The sequence below is a fragment of the Roseovarius sp. SCSIO 43702 genome (assembly GCF_019599045.1).
Classification (GTDB): domain Bacteria; phylum Pseudomonadota; class Alphaproteobacteria; order Rhodobacterales; family Rhodobacteraceae; genus Roseovarius.
In genome coordinates, this window is record NZ_CP080623.1 from 2,799,833 (window position 1) to 2,813,243 (window position 13,411).

Sequence of the window (13,411 nt, forward strand, 5' to 3'; positions counted from 1 at the left end):
CGCACGGCTCCGGCGAACGCCAGGCGTGAAATCCGCGATATGCCCCTTACGTGTCATGCGCGCGACTATAGGATCGCGGCCGCGCGAAGAAAACCCCTCAAATAGCGGCGCGACGCGGCCGGCGAACCGGATGAAATTTCCGGGTGGCGCATTGATCGCGCCGTCCGGCCATCTAGGTCTTCGCCCATGGAAAACGCACTCATCATCGGCGCGTCGGGCGGGATCGGTCAGGCGATCACCGCCAGCCTGCGTCAGGCCGGAACGGCCGTCACCACCCTGTCGCGAAGCGAGGACGGGCTCGACATCACCGACGAGGCAAGCGTCGAGGCGGCATTGTCCCGGCTGGGTGAGCCCTTCGATCTCATCTTCGTCACCACCGGCGCGCTTGTCATCGACGGGGCCGAACCCGAGAAGGCGCTCGACCAGGTGACGCCCCGCGCCATGCTCGACCAGTTCAGGGTCAATTGCATCGGGCCGTCGATGGTGCTCAAGCACGCCCGGCACCTCATCCCCCGCGACCGCCGCGCGGTTTTCGCCGCGCTCTCGGCGCGGGTGGGGTCGATCGGCGACAACGGCATCGGCGGCTGGTATTCCTATCGCACCGCCAAGGCCGCGCTCAACCAGATGATCCACACGGCCGCCATCGAACTCCGGCGCACGCACAAGCAGTCGATCTGCGTGACCCTCCACCCCGGCACGGTGGCCACCGACCTCACCGAGAAGTATCTCGGCCGCCATTCCTCGGTAAAACCGTCCGAGGCCGCCGGGAATCTCCTGCGCGTCATCGAAGGTCTTGAGGCGCAGGATACGGGGCTTTTCTTCGATTGGGCCGGGAAGCGGGTCGAATGGTAGAACGGCTTGTACTGGTCCTGGGCGATCAACTGAGCCACGATGTCGCCGCGCTGCGCGACGCCGACAAATCCGCCGACGTCGTGGTCATGGCCGAGGTCACCGACGAGACGGGCTATGTCCCCCACCACCCGAAGAAGATCGCGCTCGTGCTATCGGCCATGCGCCATTTCGCACAGGAGCTTGAGGATGACGGCTGGACCGTGGCCTATACCCGCCTCGACGATCCCGACGCCTCCAGATCCATCGTGGGCGAACTCATGCGCCGCGCCGAGGAACACGGAACCACCGACATCCTCGCGACCGCTCCCGGCGAATGGCGCCTGCGCGAGGCGCTCGAGAACGCACCCCTCTCGGTCCGCACCCTCCCCGATGACCGCTTCATCGCAAGCCAGCGGGAGTTCGACGACTGGGCCGACGGGCGCAAGAGCCTGCGCATGGAGTATTTCTACCGCGAGATGCGCCGCAAGACCGGCCTTCTGATGGAGGACGGCGAGCCCGCCGGCGGCAAATGGAACTACGACCACGAGAACCGCAAGCCCGCCGACCGCGACCTCTTCCGCAGCGAGCCGATGCAATTCACGCCCGACGACGTGACCGAGGACGTGCTCGCGCTGGTCGAGGACCGTTTCGGCGACAATTTCGGCACCCTGCGCCCCTTCACTTTCGCTGTCACGCGGGCCCAGGCGCTGCGCGCGCTCGATCATTTCGCGAAACGGCAACTGCCCGAATTCGGCGACTACCAGGATGCGATGCTCTGCGACGACCGCTTTCTCAACCACTCGCTCCTGTCGCCCTACATCAATCTCGGCCTGCTCTCGCCGCTCGAGGTCTGCGAACGGGTGGCGGAGGAATGGAAGGCGGATCGCGTGCCCATCAACTCTGCCGAAGGCTATATCCGGCAGATCATCGGGTGGCGCGAATACGTGCGCGGCCTCTACTTTCACGAAGGACCCGACTACCCCACCCGCAACGTGCTGGATCATGACCGCGATCTTCCGTGGATGTATTGGGGCGGCGAAACGCGGATGAATTGCGTGGCGCACGCCGTGGGGCAGACCCGCGACGAAGCCTATGCCCACCACATTCAGCGCCTGATGGTCACGGGCAATTTCGCGCTCCTGGCGGGGATCGACCCTCGGCAGGTCCACGAATGGTATCTCGCGGTCTATGTCGATGCCTACGAATGGGTCGAGGCGCCCAATACCGTGGGAATGAGCCAATGGGCCGATGGCGGCATCATCGCGTCGAAACCCTACGTGAGTTCGGGCAACTACATCGACAGGATGTCGGATTACTGCGCGTCCTGCGCCTACAAGGTCAAGGACAAGACGGGCGAGGATGCCTGCCCCTTCAACCTGCTCTACTGGCATTTCCTCGACCGGCACCGCAAGCGGTTCGAGAAGAACCCGCGCATGGCCCAGATGTTCGCGACCTGGGACCGGATGGACGCGGAGCGTCGCCGCGATGTGCTGAAAGGCGCCCGGCGCATACTCGACCGGCTGGATGCGGGCGAGATCGTCTAGGTCTACTCGGCCGGATCCTGGACGATTTCGGCGGCCGGCTCGGTCTCGTTTGCGTCCGGTGCGGCGGTTTCCTCCGCCGTGCTTTCCGCTTCGCCGCGCGGAGACGGCGTCGCCGCCTCGTCCGCCGTGGCTTCGCCAGATCCGCCCTCGGTCTCGCCCGTGACGATCATGGTGTCCTCGTCGGGCTTACCGTCGACCCACGTGCCGGTCACCTCCTCGCCGCTCGCATAGCGCATCGTGCCTTCGCCCTGGCGTTTGCCGTTGCGGAAGTTTCCCTCGTAGACGTCGCCGTTCGCGTAGGTCGCGACACCCTGGCCGTTGATCTCGCCATCGCGCCATTCGCCCTTGTAGGAAAAGCCCTCGGGCATGATGATCTCGCCCTCGCCATGACGCTGGCCGGCCTTGAACTGCCCGGTATAGACCGTCCCGTCGGGATAGGTCGCGACACCGTCGCCCTCGCGCTGGCCCTCGACCCAGTTGCCCTCGTAGCGATAGCCATCGGCGTAGGTCATCGTGCCGAAGCCGTGGTTCTGGGCGTTCTTGAAGCTCCCCTCGTAGACGAGACCATTGGGATAGGTGGCCTTGCCCTCGCCCTCGATCACGCCTTCGACCCATTCGCCTTCATAGGTCGCACCGTCGGGATAGGTGATCTTGCCGGTGCCATGCGCCAAGTCGTTCGCGAATTCCCCCTCGTAGACCGAGCCGTCGGGATAGGTGACCTTCCCCTCGCCCGCGATCTGCCCATCCATCCAGCTGCCGGTATACTTGTAGCCGTCCGTGCCGGTGAAGGTGCCCTGGCCGTGGCGCTTGTCGTCCTTGAACTCGCCCTCGTAGACATCGCCGTTCTCGTAGGTGACGGTCCCGCGCCCCTCGCGCTTGCCGTTCGAAAGCTCGCCTTCATAGACATCGCCATTGGGCTGCGTCAGCGTGCCTTCACCTTCGATCTGTCCATCGACCCACCGGCCCTCGTAGACAAGGCCATCGGGCATGGTGAGCTTGCCCTGCCCGTGCCGCGCCCCTTTCTTGACTTCGCCCTCGTAGACGGCGCCATCGGGATAGGTGATCTTCGCCTCACCGTCCTTGACTCCGGCCACCCAGTCACCCTCGTAGACGTAGCCGTTGGGCGACGTCATGGTGCCGCGCCCCGAATGCATCGCGTTCGAGAACCCGCCCTCGTAGCGCACCCCGTTGGCATAGTTGGCCACACCCTCGCCGGTGATCTTGCCATCCTCCCAGGTGCCTTCATAGGTGCCGCCGTCGGTAAAGGTGATCTTGCCCACGCCGTTGGGCTTGCCCGCCACGAACTCGCCCTCGTAGACCGAGCCATTGGGGAACCGGGCAACGCCCGTGCCGCGGATCTCGCCATCCACCCAATCGCCGGTATAGGTATAGCCGTTCGGCAGGGTATAGGTGCCGGTGCCGTGCTGGAGCCCGTTCTTGAACGTCCCCTCGTAGACACCGCCGTCGTCATACTGCTTCGTGCGGATCTCGTCGTCCTGCGCCCAGGCCGTCCCCGCCGGACCGATGCCAAGCGCCACAACGACACCCGCCACCCACGCATTCCTGACCGAATTCTTCATGCAAACCTGCCCCGATTGCCCGCGCCCCGCGCCGCCGGGGCGCGGGTCTGGGGAAATTTAGTGGACGCGCGACGCGGTGACAACGCACTTTTCCGAAATCGGCTTTCCCTCGCCCGGTCGAGCCGGTAATCACGAGGGCGATCCCGCCGCCCGGAGATGCCGCAAGATGCCCGACCGCTTCCGCCTCACGCTGGCCCAGCTCAACGCCACTGTGGGCGACATCGACGGCAACGCGGCCAAGGTGCGCGCGGCCTGGCGGGAAGGACGCGCGGCGGGCGCCGATCTCGTCGCCCTGCCCGAAATGTTCATTACCGGCTACAACACGCAGGACCTGGTGATGAAGCCCGCCTTCCATCAGCACGCCATCGCCGCGATCGGGCAACTGGCCCGCGACTGCGCCGATGGCCCCGCCCTGGCGGTCGGCGGCCCCTGGCTCGAGGGGGCCGAGCTCTTCAACGCCTACTACATCCTCTCGGGCGGCAAGGTGGTGCGGCGTGTGCTCAAGCACCATCTGCCGAACGAGACCGTCTTCGACGAGGAACGCCTCTATGCGTCCGCCCCCATCGGCGGCCCGTTTGCCCTCGATGGCGTCCGAATCGGCAGCCCGATCTGCGAGGACGCCTGGCACGAGGACGTGCCCGAGACACTGGCCGAGACCGGCGCCGAGTTCCTGCTCGTTCCCAACGGCTCGCCCTATTATCGCGGCAAGATGGACACGCGGCTCAACCTCATGGTCAGCCGGGTGATCGAGACCGGCCTGCCGCTCATCTATCTCAACCTCGTGGGCGGGCAGGACGACCAGGTCTTCGACGGGGCAAGCTTCGTGCTCAACCCGGGCGGAGAGCTCGCGCTCCAGATGCCCGCCTTCGAGGAGGCGATCGCCCATCTCGACATGCTGCGCGGCGATGACGATCGCTGGCGGGCCGACCCCGGCGCCCGCGCGCCCCTGCCCGACGCGTGGGAGGCCGACTATCACGCCATGACGCTCGGCCTGCGGGACTACATGGCCAAGACGGGCTTCCAGAAGGTGCTCCTCGGCCTCTCGGGCGGCATCGACAGCGCCATCGTCGCCGTCATCGCCGCCGACGCGCTCGGCCCCGAGAACGTGCGCTGCGTGATGCTGCCCTCGGAATACACGTCCCGGGCCTCGCTCGACGACGCGAAGGCCGTCGCCGAGAAGCTCGGATGCCGCTACGACTTCGTGCCGATCTCCGACGCCCGCGCCGCCGTGACCGAGACGCTCGCACCGCTCTTCGGGGGAACGGAGCCGGACCTCACCGAGGAAAACATCCAGTCGCGCCTGCGCGGCCTCATGCTCATGGCGCTGAGCAACAAGTTCGGCGAAATGCTCCTGACCACCGGCAACAAGTCCGAGGTGGCGGTGGGCTATGCCACGATCTACGGCGACATGGCGGGCGGCTACAACCCGATCAAGGATCTCTACAAGACCCGCGTGTTCGAGACCTGCCGCTGGCGCAACGCCAATCACCGCGACTGGATGATGGGGCCCGAGGGCGAGGTGATCCCCCCTCGCGTCATAGACAAGCCCCCCTCCGCCGAGCTGCGCGCCGACCAGAAGGACAGCGATTCCCTGCCCGACTACCCGGTTCTCGACGCGATCCTCCACATCCTCGTGGACCAGGACGGCTCCATCGCCGATTGCGTCGCCGCGGGCTTCGACCGCGATGTCGCGAAACGGGTCGAGCACCTGCTGTTCATCAGCGAATACAAGCGTTTCCAATCCGCCCCCGGCCCGCGCCTGACGAAACGCGCCTTCTGGCTCGACCGGCGCTACCCGATCGTCAACCGCTGGCGCGATCCGGGTTGACGCGGGCGAAGGTTGCCGTTCGCGGCTGGGTAAGGCACCTTCGGCCCAGTTCCCGTATCGAGGTGACACATGTTCCGCATCCTGCCCCTCCTCACGCAGCTCTCTCTCGTTGCGTTCCTTCTCGTGCTCACCGCGGGACAGGCCGCGGCGCGCTGCGCGGGCACCGACCTGATCAAGGCGATGCCCGATCACGAGCGCGAGACCCTGCTCGACCGCGCGGGGCGGATGCCCTATCCCGAGGGTCTGCTGTGGCACGCGGTGCGCGGCAACACCCGCATCACGCTCTTCGGCACCTACCACTTCCGGCATGACCGGACCGACGCTCACCTCGCGGCGCTCGCGCCTTTCATCGACGCGGCCGACAGCGTGTGGCTCGAGGTCTCGAACGACGACACGCGTGCGCTCCAGAAACGCATGGCCGAGGATCCCTCGCTCATGTTCCTCACCTCCGGCCCCACCCTCATCGACCTTTTGGGCGACGAAGACTGGGAAAAGCTCGCCACCGAATTCCGGGCACGCGGCATCCCGCCCGTCATCGCCAGCCGGTTCAAGCCGATCTGGGCCGCGATGCTGCTGGGCGTCGGCCCCTGCGAGGCGCAGGCGGGCGTGTTCGAAGCCAAGGGGATCGACGAGTTGATCGGCGCGCGCGCCGCGGCCAACGGCAACCCCAGCCGCTCGCTTGAGGACGCGGTCGCGATCCTCGGCCTCCTCGACAGCTTCCCGCAGGAAAAACAGCTCGACATGCTGCGTCTCTTCTTCGATTTCGACGTCGATCCCGACGATCTTTCCCACACGATGAAGGCGCGCTACCTTGCCGGGCAGACCGCGCTGCTTTGGGAATTCTCGCGCAAGATATCGCTGGAGCATGGCGGCGCCACAGCGGCCGAGGATTTTGCCACCTTCGAGACGGCGTTTCTCGACGCACGCAACCGCGACTGGGCCTCCCGCATGACACGCAAGGATTTCTCGGGCGACATCTTCATCGCAGTAGGTGCGGCGCATCTTCCGGGTGATACGGGCGTGCTCAATCTCCTGGCCAACGAAGGGTTCGCGATCACCCGTCTTCCCTTCGCTCCGTGATCGCCGCGCGACCCTCCTCGGTCAGCGTGTAGATCCCGCGCCGGACCCGCACGAACCAGCCGTAGTGATTGTCGGCCATGATCGCGGTCGCCCGCGCGACACCGATCTCGCGCACGATCTGCGCGCCTTGGGCCTCGCCGGCCTCGGCCACGTAGCCTGCCACGCGGATCGCGTCCTGCCGGTAGGCGGTCATCACCTGTCCGCGCGTGCCACCCTCCGTCGTGTCGCCCTCACGCCGCGCGAATTCCGCGCGCAGCCGGGCGAGCTTGCGGGGCGACTTGCGCGGCTGGAAGGGTGCCGGGTCCGCATGGACCTCGACCGTGCCGCATGCCGCCACCGTCATCACGCCCAGCCCCAAGCGACGGCAAAGCCCCAGGTTGCCGCGAAAGGCCCGCCACCCCGCGCGCCCGCTCCAGCGCGGCACCGCGACATAGACCGTATCTGTGACCGCCTGCCGCGCGATGGCCTGTTGCAGCAGGATGAGCGAGAACCCCGTCTTCAGCTCCACGATGAGCGGCGGCTCATCGCCGCGCATCGCCACCACGTCCGCCGCGCCGATCTCGCCCTTGACCTCGTATCCAAGCCCCTCGAGAAACGCCTTGACCGGCGGGTAAAGCTCGGTTTCGCGCTCACGTCCCATATGCCCACTCTCGCGCCCCCGGCCCCCCGTGACAAGCCCTCCGCGCTTGCCTATAACGCCGCAAAATCGTTTTCCCACGCCAAGGACACATGATCCCATGACCACGCTCGTTTTCGGCCACAAATCCCCCGACACCGACTCCACCGGCTCGCCCATCCTCTGGGCCTGGTATCTCAGCGAGATCGAGGGCGAGAAGGCCGAGCCGGCCCTCCTGGGAGAGCCCAACACCGAAGCGGCCTTCATGCTGAAATACTGGGATCTGCCCAAGCCGCAGATCATCTCGGACGTGAAGGACGATCAGCCCTGCGTGATCGTCGACACCAACAATCCCGCCGAGCTGCCCGCGAACATCAACAAGGCCGATATCCGCGCCATCATCGACCATCACCGCCTCGTCGGCGGGATCGAGACCCGCGCGCCGCTTTCGATCACCGTGCGCCCCCTGGCCTGCACGGCCACGATCATGATCGACCTGATGAACGAAGAGGCCTTCGACAAGATGCCCAAGCGGATGAAGGGTGCCGCGCTCACCTGCATCCTGTCGGATACGCTCGAATTCCGCTCGCCCACCACGACCCCGCATGACCGCGCCACCGCCGAGCGCCTGGCCAAGGATCTCGATCTCGACATGCACGATTACGCCGCCGAGATGTTCGCCGCCAAGTCCGACGTGTCGGACTTCTCGGACGCCGAGCTTCTGCGCATGGACAGCAAGGAATTCGAGCTGGGCGACACGAAATTCCGCGTCTCGGTGCTCGAGACCACGGCGCCGCGCGTCGTTCTCGAACGCAAGGACGGGCTGGTCGAGGCCATGCAGACCGTCGCCGCCGAGGATGGCGTCGATCAGGTACTGCTCTTCGTCGTCGACATTCTCAACGAGGAGGCGACGCTTCTCGTCCCGAACGAACTGGTAAAGACCATCGCCGAGAAATCCTTCGACGTCACCGTCGAGGGCGAGACCGTCGTTCTTCCCGGCGTTATGAGCCGTAAGAAACAGATCATCCCGGTCCTCAAGATGTAAGCGCGGCTCAGCCCCGCGCGAGGCACCCGATCGCGTTCGCGACGATCCGCGCGGCGGTCAGCGCGGCGATGCCGTTCGGATCGCGCTCCGGCACGAACTCGACCACGTCGAAGCCGACAAGCCGCGCCTGCGCCGTGACCGCGTGGATCAGGTCCACCACCTGCCAATAGCTCAGCCCTCCGGGGCTGGGCGCCACCACCGCCGGCATGATCGACGGGTCGAGCCCGTCGCAATCGAGCGTGATCGCGCAGGCCGCCCCCGGCGCCACGTGCTCCAGCACCGACGCCAGCCCGGCTTGATGCACCTCCCGCGCCATGACGATCCGCGCGCCCCACGCCCGCGCCTCCTCCACCTCGCGCGCGCGGGCCGAGCCGATGCCACGCATCCCCACCTGCACGATCCGCTCCACGTGGCCCATCTCCGACGCGCGCCGCATGGTGCTCGAGAACCCCATCGGCTCGCCGAACCGCTCCTCGCGCCAGTCGATATGGGCGTCGATCTGGATCACCGTCAGCGGCCCGCACGCGGCCAGCCCCTTGAAGAACGGGATCGGCACCGAATCGTCGCCACCAAGCAGGATCGGCACCGCCCCGCGCCCGGCGACCGCTTCGGTCGCCTCCCGGATCATCCGCCGGTTTCCCGGCCCGTCCTGCGGCACCGTCGCGAGGTTGCCCGCATCCGCGACGGCGATCCGGCCCTCCCCGTCGAACGGCCCGCCCAGGTCGAAATCCCAATGGTCGGTCCAGCCCGCATCCACCGCCAGCGCGCGGCGCAGCGCGTCCGGCGCACCGGCATATACCCCGTTGTCGATACCCTTGTAGGGCGTGCCATGCGGCGCACCGAAGATCACCACGTCCGCCGCGCCCGGATCGACATCTGGGCGCGCGCCCATGAAGGGTTGTCCTGCCGCTCGAAACATTCCACGTCCTCCCCTGCTACGCCGCCACGCGCGCGCGCCAGAGCGTGAAAAGCCCCGCGCTCACCACGATGGCGGCGCCGAGCAACACGTTCGCCTCGAGCGTCTCGCCGAAGACGAAGAGGCCCAGCATGCTCCCGAAGACAAGCTGGAAATAGGCGAAGGGCTGCACCGCGCTCGCCTCCGCCACCTCGTAGCACTTGATGAGCGTGAAATGCCCCAGCACTCCCGTCACGCAAAGCGCCCCCATCCACGCCCAGTCGACCGGCACCATCGGCTCCCAGAACCACACGCCGACGGCCGTCATTCCCAGCGATCCGACCGTCCCCGTCCAGAAGAACGAGGTCGAGGCCCGGTCCCGCCGCGACGCGTAGCGCGTGAGCAGACCGTAAAGCGCGAACATGAACGCCGCCATCAGCGGCACCACGGCTGCGGGGTTGAAGACGCCCAGGCCGGGCTTGAGGATGATGAGGATACCGATGAACCCCACCCCGATCGCGGCCCAGCGCCGCCACCCCACGTATTCGCCCAGCACCGGCCCCGACAGTGCGGCCACGAGAAGCGGATAGGAGGCAAAGACCGCATGGGCCTCGATCAGGCCCAACAGGGTAAAGCCGTAGACAGCGACACAGATCTCCGAGACGAGAAGCAGCGCGCGGAGCGTCTGCACGACGGGCTGTTCGGTCCGCGCGGCGGCCCGCAGGCCACCGGCCTGCCGCGAGGCGATGGTCATCACGAAGGCCGCGAAGAACCAGTAGCGGATCATCACCACCATGTAGACGTTGTATTCGCTCGCGAGATGTTTCGAGATGCCGTCCTGCACGGCAAAGACGAAGGTGGTCGCCACCATGAGCAGGATGCCGAGGCGCACGTTCTGTTCGGTCATCTCGCCACCTTTCGCGCGGTCGTCATGTGCCGCTTGCGCCCGTAGCCCGGCACCCGCGCCACGTCAAACCCGGCCTCGGCAAGATTGCGCCGCACGAAGCCCGCCGCCGTATAGGTCGCCACCGTTCCATCCGGCGCGGTATGGCGCCCGACCTCGGCCAGCAGGTCCGCATCCCAGAGCTCGGGATTCTTCGCAGGTGAAAACCCGTCGAGGAACCACGCATCCGCCATGCCGTCCCATGCCGGCAGCGTCTCGCGCGCGTCGCCCTCGATGACGCGAAGGTGCAGGTTGCCGGGCAGCACAAGCTCGCGCCGACCCTCGCGCCACGGACCGGTCAGCGCATCGGCGATCCCCGCCACCTCGGGAAAGGCCGCCAGGGCGCGCGCCATGTCCTCCGCCGCCATCGGATACGCCTCGAACGAGGTCATGTGGACCGCGCAACCTCCGCCCATCGCCGCGCAGTCCAGCGCGAGCGTGAGCGCATTGAGCCCGGTTCCGAAACCCAGTTCCGCCACCCGGAACCCCTCGCCCAGCCGCCCGGGCAGGCCGTTGCCCGCAAGGAATACGTGCCGGGTCTCCGCCAGCCCGTTCTCGAGGCTGAAATACGGATCGTCGAACCGGGTCGAGACCGGCACGCCGCCGTCGCGCCATTCAAGTCCGGCCGTCTGGCCCCGCATGGCCTCATCCTCTAAGAAGGTGGTCACATCGCGGCGGACCATGCAAGGAGGGGCGGGGATTGGCAATGGTGGACGTGACCGTGCGCGGCGCCGGCATCTTCGGTCTCTCGATCGCGTGGACCTGCCTCGCGCGCGGTGCGCGGGTGCGCGTGGTCGACCCGCACGGCCCCGGCGCGGGCGCCTCGGGGGGGCTCGTGGGCGCACTTGCCCCGCATGTCCCCGAGAACTGGAACGACAAGAAACGGTTTCAGCTCGAAAGCCTGCTCATGGCCGAACCCTTCTGGCGCGCGGTCGAGGCCACCGGCGGTGTCGATCCCGGCTACGCGCGGCTTGGCCGGGTTCAGCCCGTGGCGGACGACGCGGCTCTCGCCTTGGCCCATCGCCGGGCCGGGACGGCGCGCGATCTCTGGGGCGATGCGGCCACCTGGTCCGTCCTCCCCGAGGCCGGGGTTCCCTGGGCGCCCCGCTCGCCCACCGGCATGGTCATCCTCGACACGCTGAGCGCCCGGCTCCACCCGCGCCGGGCCTGCGCCGCGCTGGCCGCCGCCATCCGCGCCCGCGGCGGAGAGATCGCGGCCGAGGCCCCCGACCGGGGCCGTGTGATCCACGCCACCGGTATCGCCGATCTCGAGGCGCTCTCGGTCCATTTCGGCAAGACGGTCGGCAGCGCGGTCAAGGGACAGGGCGCGCTTCTCCATTTCGACGCGCGCGACCGGCCACAGCTTTTCGCGGACGGGCTGCACATCGTCCCGCACGCCGACGGCACCACCGCGATCGGCTCCACCTCGGAACGCGATTTCGACGATGCGCACGCGACCGACGCGCAGCTTGACGAGCTGATCGACCGCGCCATGCAGGCGGTCCCGATCCTGCACGGCGCCCGCGTGGTGGAACGCTGGGCCGGCCTGCGGCCGCGCTCCCGCTCGCGGGCGCCGATGCTCGGGCCGCACCCCCTCCACCCGGGTCAGTTCATCGCCAATGGCGGCTTCAAGATCGGCTTCGGCATGGCCCCCAAGGTGGCCGAGACCATGGCGACGCTCGTGCTTGACGACCGCGACACCATACCCGAAGCTTTCCGCCCGGAGGTGTCGCTATGACCCCGCTCGACCTTGTTCTGACCCCGCGCGGCCTGCGCTTTCTCGGGCGGCTCTATCCCTGCACTATCGGCGCGGGCGGCATTGCCCGCGACAAGCGCGAGGGCGACATGGCCACGCCCGTGGGCGTTCATCACATCACCGGAATGTTCTATCGCCCCGACCGCATGGCGCCGCCCGCCCCCTGGGCCGAGCCGATCCACCCCCGCGACATCTGGTCCGACGACAGCGACGATCCGGCCTACAACCACCTCGCACGCGCGCCGCATGCTTACGGTCACGAGGTCATGCGCCGCGCCGATCCGATGTATGATCTCGTCCTCGCGACCGACTGGAACTGGCCCGACGCGGTGCCGGGGCGTGGCTCGTGCATCTTCGTGCATCAATGGCGGCGACCCGGCTATCCGACCGCCGGCTGCGTCGGCCTGAGGCGCGACCACCTGCACGACATCGCCGCGCGGATCACGCCCGGCACCCGCCTCATCGTGCGCGGCTGAGGCATCACCCCTCCGCCGGGCGCTCCCCGAATATGGCCGACCCCACGCGCACATGCGTCGCACCGAGCGCGATCGCGCGCTCGAAATCGCCGCTCATGCCCATCGACAGGCCCTTGAGCCCGTTGCGCGCCGCGATCTTGGCCAGAAGCGCGAAATGCAGGCTCGGCTCCTCGTCCACGGGCGGGATGCACATGAGCCCCTTCACCGGCAGATCGAGCTCCCGGCATTCCTCGATGAACCCATCCGCGTCGTCCGGCAGGACACCGGCCTTCTGCTCCTCCTCTCCGGTGTTCACCTGGACGAAAAGATCGGGGCAATGCCCCTCTTCCTGGGCGATCCGGGCGATGGTCCGGGCCAGCTTGGGACGATCGACCGAGTGGATCGCCTGGGCAAGCTCCATCGCCTGCCGCACCTTGTTGGTCTGCAGGGGCCCGATGATATGAAGCTCGATCCCCTCGAACCGCTCGCGGAATCCCGGCCACTTCGCCGCCGCCTCCTGCACGCGATTCTCGCCGAAGATGCGATGGCCTTCTTCGAGAACGGCCTCGACCCGCGCGTCGGGCTGCTTCTTCGACACGGCGATCAGGGACACTTCCCCCGCGTCGCGGCCGGCCTCGCGGGCGGCGTCCGCGATCTTCGTTCTGATGTCGCTCAATCCCATCCTGGCCCCCTTTTCTCGCTCCATGCCTCGCGGCTCAATCTGGCGCGAAGCCGACCTTGTTGCAACGTCCCATTCCCCGAACGAGGCCCCCCTGCATTAACGCCTTGCCCCATGCGGCGCCGCCCGGTAGTAGAAGGGAAAGGCTAAAGCGGACGA

13 protein-coding genes are annotated in these 13,411 nt (G+C 67.4%); 7 read left to right on the forward strand and 6 right to left on the reverse strand.

Annotated elements, in window-relative coordinates; genetic code table 11:
• The first annotated feature begins 186 nt into the window (after positions 1-186).
• Together K1T73_RS13925 and K1T73_RS13930 are read left to right on the forward strand one after the other, a co-directional pair.
• Positions 187-852, forward strand: a complete 666-nt coding sequence (locus tag K1T73_RS13925; RefSeq protein WP_220601279.1) for an SDR family NAD(P)-dependent oxidoreductase — start codon at positions 187-189, stop codon at positions 850-852.
• Positions 846-2,375 carry a cryptochrome/photolyase family protein gene (locus K1T73_RS13930; protein ID WP_220601280.1) on the forward strand — a complete coding sequence of 510 codons (1,530 nt, stop codon included), beginning with the start codon at positions 846-848 and terminating at the stop codon, positions 2,373-2,375. The genes K1T73_RS13925 and K1T73_RS13930 overlap by 7 nt, the downstream gene beginning before the upstream one ends.
• Before the next feature lie 2 nt (positions 2,376-2,377).
• Here K1T73_RS13930 and K1T73_RS13935 read toward each other — a convergent pair whose 3' ends face one another.
• A complete protein-coding gene (locus K1T73_RS13935) occupies positions 2,378-3,955 on the reverse strand; it encodes an MORN repeat-containing protein (RefSeq protein ID WP_220601281.1) in 1,578 nt (525 codons plus the stop codon).
• 166 nt (positions 3,956-4,121) lie between these two features.
• On the opposite strand from K1T73_RS13935, the gene K1T73_RS13940 reads away from it, so the two are divergent.
• Together K1T73_RS13940 and K1T73_RS13945 are read left to right on the forward strand one after the other, a co-directional pair.
• Entirely contained in the window at positions 4,122-5,783 is a 1,662-nt protein-coding gene (locus K1T73_RS13940; protein WP_220601282.1) for an NAD+ synthase, read from the forward strand.
• Positions 5,784-5,852: 69 nt separating this feature from the next.
• A complete protein-coding gene (locus K1T73_RS13945; RefSeq protein ID WP_220601283.1) occupies positions 5,853-6,863 on the forward strand; it encodes a TraB/GumN family protein in 1,011 nt (336 codons plus the stop codon).
• Here the strand turns inward: K1T73_RS13945 and K1T73_RS13950 are convergent.
• Entirely contained in the window at positions 6,838-7,503 is a 666-nt protein-coding gene (locus tag K1T73_RS13950; protein ID WP_220601284.1) for a DUF2161 domain-containing phosphodiesterase, read from the reverse strand. The two genes, K1T73_RS13945 and K1T73_RS13950, sit on opposite strands and share 26 nt — an antisense overlap.
• 97 nt (positions 7,504-7,600) lie before the next feature.
• Here K1T73_RS13950 and K1T73_RS13955 point away from each other — a divergent pair, with 97 nt between their 5' ends.
• Positions 7,601-8,524, forward strand: coding sequence for a manganese-dependent inorganic pyrophosphatase (locus K1T73_RS13955; RefSeq protein WP_220601285.1), 924 nt, complete (start codon positions 7,601-7,603; stop codon positions 8,522-8,524).
• A 7-nt stretch (positions 8,525-8,531) separates the two neighbouring features.
• Here the strand turns inward: K1T73_RS13955 and K1T73_RS13960 are convergent, their stop codons facing one another.
• From K1T73_RS13960 to mnmD, 3 genes are read right to left on the reverse strand one after another with little or no spacing between them, the layout of a single operon-like run.
• Positions 8,532-9,416: an arginase family protein gene (locus tag K1T73_RS13960; RefSeq protein WP_220601286.1), complete on the reverse strand. Its 885-nt coding sequence runs from the start codon at positions 9,414-9,416 to the stop codon at positions 8,532-8,534.
• Between the two features lie 43 nt (positions 9,417-9,459).
• Complete coding sequence (locus tag K1T73_RS13965) at positions 9,460-10,326, reverse strand: DMT family transporter (protein ID WP_220601287.1); 867 nt, start codon at positions 10,324-10,326, stop codon at positions 9,460-9,462.
• Positions 10,323-11,003 (reverse strand): tRNA (5-methylaminomethyl-2-thiouridine)(34)-methyltransferase MnmD, encoded by a 681-nt coding sequence (gene mnmD, locus K1T73_RS13970; protein ID WP_220601288.1) that lies wholly within the window; start codon positions 11,001-11,003, stop codon positions 10,323-10,325. The genes K1T73_RS13965 and mnmD overlap by 4 nt, the downstream gene beginning before the upstream one ends.
• Positions 11,004-11,068: 65 nt before the next feature.
• Here mnmD and K1T73_RS13975 point away from each other — a divergent pair, with 65 nt between their 5' ends.
• Together K1T73_RS13975 and K1T73_RS13980 are read left to right on the forward strand one after the other, a co-directional pair.
• Complete coding sequence (locus K1T73_RS13975; protein WP_220603753.1) at positions 11,069-12,100, forward strand: FAD-binding oxidoreductase; 1,032 nt, start codon at positions 11,069-11,071, stop codon at positions 12,098-12,100.
• Entirely contained in the window at positions 12,097-12,594 is a 498-nt protein-coding gene (locus K1T73_RS13980) for a L,D-transpeptidase (protein ID WP_220601289.1), read from the forward strand. Before K1T73_RS13975 ends, K1T73_RS13980 begins: the two co-directional genes overlap by 4 nt.
• Positions 12,595-12,598: 4 nt before the next feature.
• Here the strand turns inward: K1T73_RS13980 and K1T73_RS13985 are convergent, their stop codons facing one another.
• On the reverse strand, positions 12,599-13,255 hold the full coding sequence (locus K1T73_RS13985) for a YggS family pyridoxal phosphate-dependent enzyme (RefSeq protein ID WP_220601290.1): 657 nt from the start codon (positions 13,253-13,255) through the stop codon (positions 12,599-12,601).
• Positions 13,256-13,411 lie beyond the last annotated feature (156 nt).

What these genes read in the sequence shown, in the direction of transcription:
- K1T73_RS13925 (WP_220601279.1), top strand. Translation starts at nt 187, where the DNA reads ATGGAAAACGCACTCATCATCGGCGCGTCGGGCGGGATCGGTCAGGCG.
- K1T73_RS13930 (WP_220601280.1), top strand. Translation starts at nt 846, where the DNA reads ATGGTAGAACGGCTTGTACTGGTCCTGGGCGATCAACTGAGCCACGAT.
- K1T73_RS13935 (WP_220601281.1), bottom strand. Translation starts at nt 3,955, where the DNA reads ATGAAGAATTCGGTCAGGAATGCGTGGGTGGCGGGTGTCGTTGTGGCG.
- K1T73_RS13940 (WP_220601282.1), top strand. Translation starts at nt 4,122, where the DNA reads ATGCCCGACCGCTTCCGCCTCACGCTGGCCCAGCTCAACGCCACTGTG.
- K1T73_RS13945 (WP_220601283.1), top strand. Translation starts at nt 5,853, where the DNA reads ATGTTCCGCATCCTGCCCCTCCTCACGCAGCTCTCTCTCGTTGCGTTC.
- K1T73_RS13950 (WP_220601284.1), bottom strand. Translation starts at nt 7,503, where the DNA reads ATGGGACGTGAGCGCGAAACCGAGCTTTACCCGCCGGTCAAGGCGTTT.
- K1T73_RS13955 (WP_220601285.1), top strand. Translation starts at nt 7,601, where the DNA reads ATGACCACGCTCGTTTTCGGCCACAAATCCCCCGACACCGACTCCACC.
- K1T73_RS13960 (WP_220601286.1), bottom strand. Translation starts at nt 9,416, where the DNA reads ATGGGCGCGCGCCCAGATGTCGATCCGGGCGCGGCGGACGTGGTGATC.
- K1T73_RS13965 (WP_220601287.1), bottom strand. Translation starts at nt 10,326, where the DNA reads ATGACCGAACAGAACGTGCGCCTCGGCATCCTGCTCATGGTGGCGACC.
- mnmD (WP_220601288.1), bottom strand. Translation starts at nt 11,003, where the DNA reads ATGCGGGGCCAGACGGCCGGACTTGAATGGCGCGACGGCGGCGTGCCG.
- K1T73_RS13975 (WP_220603753.1), top strand. Translation starts at nt 11,069, where the DNA reads ATGGTGGACGTGACCGTGCGCGGCGCCGGCATCTTCGGTCTCTCGATC.
- K1T73_RS13980 (WP_220601289.1), top strand. Translation starts at nt 12,097, where the DNA reads ATGACCCCGCTCGACCTTGTTCTGACCCCGCGCGGCCTGCGCTTTCTC.
- K1T73_RS13985 (WP_220601290.1), bottom strand. Translation starts at nt 13,255, where the DNA reads ATGGGATTGAGCGACATCAGAACGAAGATCGCGGACGCCGCCCGCGAG.